1 protein-coding gene and 1 pseudogene are annotated in these 3,832 nt (G+C 33.9%); both read left to right on the top strand.

Going from position 1 to position 3,832, the window contains the following annotated elements:
* Nucleotides 1-564, top strand: a pseudogene (locus tag ACFIL8_RS02265) (site-specific DNA-methyltransferase); the annotation flags it as partial.
* 22 nt (nucleotides 565-586) lie between these two features.
* Nucleotides 587-3,340 (top strand): DEAD/DEAH box helicase, encoded by a 2,754-nt coding sequence (locus ACFIL8_RS02270; RefSeq protein ID WP_375688832.1) that lies wholly within the window; start codon nucleotides 587-589, stop codon nucleotides 3,338-3,340.
* Nucleotides 3,341-3,832 lie beyond the last annotated feature (492 nt).

The following is a 3,832-nucleotide window of genomic DNA, read 5'->3' on the forward strand; positions in this document are numbered from 1 at the left end:
CATTGTCACACCCACATTATCCCTCGTTTAAAACAAGTCATTGATGGAACTGATCAAGGGGGAATTTCCAAAAGTGTCAATTGGCAAGGTGGCGGTGGATTTCGCTATTATCGCCTTGCACCTTCTCTGTTGCAAAAAGATCCATGGGGACAATGGATTATTAGTCGCGAATATAATGCTGCTATGCTTTCAGAAGCAATGTGCAAACATATGGGATTTACCTACGCACCTGATGAAAATCATTATTGGATGCAAGGGTATTCAACCGAAACAGATTATATTTATGTCACAACAAGCGCTATGACCCATGAACAACTCCGTATAATGAGTGAAGAGGTAGGCTCTCATCGCACGTTGCTGATTTGTGGGACAGCCTTTGATACAAAATCAGCATCGTTTGAAAATCTGACACTCACTAAAATCCCCCGTGCAATATTAGAAAAATGCGAATGGGGAAGGGACGATTACAGTTTAAATGTAGCCAATCTTGAACCAGTGATTGGGGTAAAAGAAAACAACAAAAATAAAGATATTGCGCAAGCAGAATTAGATCTATTTGAATAATATATAAAAAGCGGAGTTTTTCATGAACACTGTTGAAAAAAGGATTTCTGCTCGCTTATCGTTACGTAATCCTCAACGTGAATCTTTAAATATTTTGGTAAAAATCTTAGAAAATATAGAGCTTTCTAAAAATGCTGATTTGGTTGCAGAGTTAGAAGTGATAAAAAATCTTTATCCTTCTGTACAAGATTTTGAACGAAACTTTCCCTCTTTTTGTTTTGCCTTAGCAACAGGTGTTGGGAAAACGCGACTTATGGGGGCTTTTATTAGCTATCTTTATTTAACAGGTCGCAGTCGCCATTTTTTTGTTTTAGCGCCAAATTTGACTATTTATGAAAAGTTAAAACAGGATTTTAGTCCCCAAAGTCCGAAGTATGTTTTCAGTGGAATGAGTGAATTTATTGCCAATAGACCCGTTATTATTACAGGTGAAGATTATGAAAGTGGTAAAGGTATTCGCGTTGATGAACACCATTTTGAAGGACAAAAGCGTTTGTTTGAGAATAGAGATACGGCCTTTATCAATATTTTTAATATTTCTAAAATTAATACAACGGATAATAAAAAAGGCGCACTAAAATCTAGTATTCCGCGAATTAAACGCTTACAAGAAACGATTGGTGAAAGTTATTTTGATTATCTCGCAAATCTTCCTGATTTAGTTTTGTTAATGGATGAAGCACACCGTTATCGTGCTTCTGCTGGTGCGGCAGCAATTAATGAGTTAAAACCTGTTTTAGGAATAGAGCTTACAGCGACACCAAAAACAATAGGTGCAAAACCCGTAGATTTTAAAAATGTTGTCTATAGTTATTCACTTGCAGAGGCTATGAGGGATGGTTTTGTAAAAGAGCCTGCTGTTGCTACACGTAAAGATTTTCAACCTCAAAATTATACATCTGAACAATTAGAACATATCAAATTACAAGATGCAATTCATGCCCATGAAAATGTGAAAGCAGATTTAATTGTCTATGCAAAAGATTATAACAAAAAGTTCGTTAAGCCTTTTATTTTAGTTGTCGCTCAAGATACAAATCATGCACAAAAACTACGGAATTTATTGGAATCAGATGAATTTTTCGCAGGGGCTTATAAGGGAAAAGTTATAGAGATTCATACAAAACAGTCGAATATAGAAGAAGATCAAAATATTCAAAAGCTTATTGCAATTGAAGATTCTCATGACCCAACAGAAATTGTTATTCACGTTAATAAATTAAAGGAGGGGTGGGATGTTACGAATCTCTATACTATTGTACCGTTGCGTGCATCGGCTTCAGAAATTTTAACAGAGCAAACAATTGGGCGTGGATTGCGTTTGCCTTATGGGTATAGAACAGGCGTGGAAGCTATTGATCGTTTAACAATTATTGCGCATGATCGTTTTCAAGATATTATTGATCGTGCAAACGATCCAAACTCAATTATAAAAAAGCATATTGAGATTGGAACAGGAGGGAATATCCCCTCTGAAAAGACCGATATAGTGACAGTTCCAAGCCAAGTAGAAGCTTTATTGATGCAAACGATGGTAACACGTAATTCCGATATAAATGGAGCATCTTCTGATTTACAAGGTATCATATTACGTAATACAGATTCCCCTACATTAACACCTGAAGAGCAAGATATTGCAGCGATCGCGTGGGATCTTATTAAAGAGAATGATAAATTGCCAAGTTCTCAAATGCTTTGTTCTGCACAGATACAAGAAAAAATTGCTAATAAAGTTATGAATATTAAGCCTTCATCACAAAAGTCTCTTGTATCAAAAGTGGTGACAATTCTGACAAAACAATTAACAGAACTGATAATAGATATTCCAAATATTATACTCATACCTTTGCGTGATGTTACTTATGGTTTTTATGATTTTGATTTAAAAAATCTAGAAAGCTTAAATTTTCAACCTGTTAGTAAAGAACTTTTAATTCGAGAATTGCGTACCCATAAAAGCATTTTTCTCACATCTAAGAATGAATATGTCAAAGAGCCTTATCTTGAAAACTACATCATTCGTGGTTTGGTTGATAATGACTTTGTCGATTATGATAACCATACGCTCTTATTACGAAAATTAGCTAATCAGATAGTAGAACATTTCCGATCTTATTTACCCAATGATACAGCTGTTGAGAACGTATTAATTCACTATCAGCACAAGCTTACTAGTTTTATTGTTGCGCAATTAAGAGAACATCAATGGGAAACGCAAAAAGATTATGCGGTTAAAGTGACACGAGGTTTTACAACTTTATCACCTATCCATTATGTGTTACCGCAAGGGACGTCTCCTCTTGATTTTCGTAATATTCCTGCCATTAAAAGTGATATTAAAAAACTTGTATTCAGCGGCTTTAGAAAATGCTGTTATCCTTTACAAAAGTTTGATTCAGTAGAAGGGGAATTACGATTTGCTCAAATATTAGAGGATGATGCACAAGTCTTGAAATGGATGAAACCCGCTCGCGGTTTTTTCAGAATAGAATATGATAAAGGATCAACTTATGAACCGGACTTTGTTGTAGAAACGAAGGATGCCAAATATCTTTGTGAGCCTAAAAAAGCCTCTGAAATGCAAAATCCTATTGTTTTAAAAAAGAGAGAAGCTGCAGTTCAATGGTGTTGTCATGCAACGCGCTATGCGGCGACTTATGGCGATAAAAAATGGTATTATGTTCTTATTCCCCATGATGCTATTAAAGCAAATAGTAGTTTTGAAGGTTTGTGTGCAGAGTTTACCATTTCAGAATCTATACTTGAGAGCTCTTAACTTTTTGCTTCAAAAATAAAACACATAAGTTTTTTAATTGACGGGTGTGAGGTTTAATCAAATGTTTGAATAATTATTTTTAACTTTTTTCTAACGACGTTAAAATAAAAAGAAAAATGTATAGAAAAGTTATACAAGATTATGCTTTTGTATGGGAATTTGTAGTCCATTTACAATTTTTTATAAAAGTACAATCTTATTTTCGTTATGTGAAAAGATCTTTGAGTTATAGTCATAAATTAAAAAAATATTTTAATTTTATTGAGTAATTTGATAAATGTTCTTTTTTTTAAAAACTTAAACAGTTTATTGTTCTTTCATTTAAAACGCCTGAATATAATGAAATACCCAGAGGATAAAAGGGGGAGTTTTTCATATGACTTTAAATTTAACAAACACTGTTTTTAATTTTTTAAAGAAAAACCCGACAAAAAAGTTTACAGCTCGAGAAATTGCTCAATGGATATTTGAAAATTACCCAGAAAAATGCCG

It is taken from the genome of Bartonella sp. AP57NXGY (assembly GCF_042195805.1).
Taxonomy (GTDB): Bacteria; Pseudomonadota; Alphaproteobacteria; order Rhizobiales; family Rhizobiaceae; genus Bartonella.

Bases quoted from the DNA above. Each gene is read 5' to 3' on its own strand.
- ACFIL8_RS02270 (WP_375688832.1), top strand. From the start codon at position 587: ATGAACACTGTTGAAAAAAGGATTTCTGCTCGCTTATCGTTACGTAAT.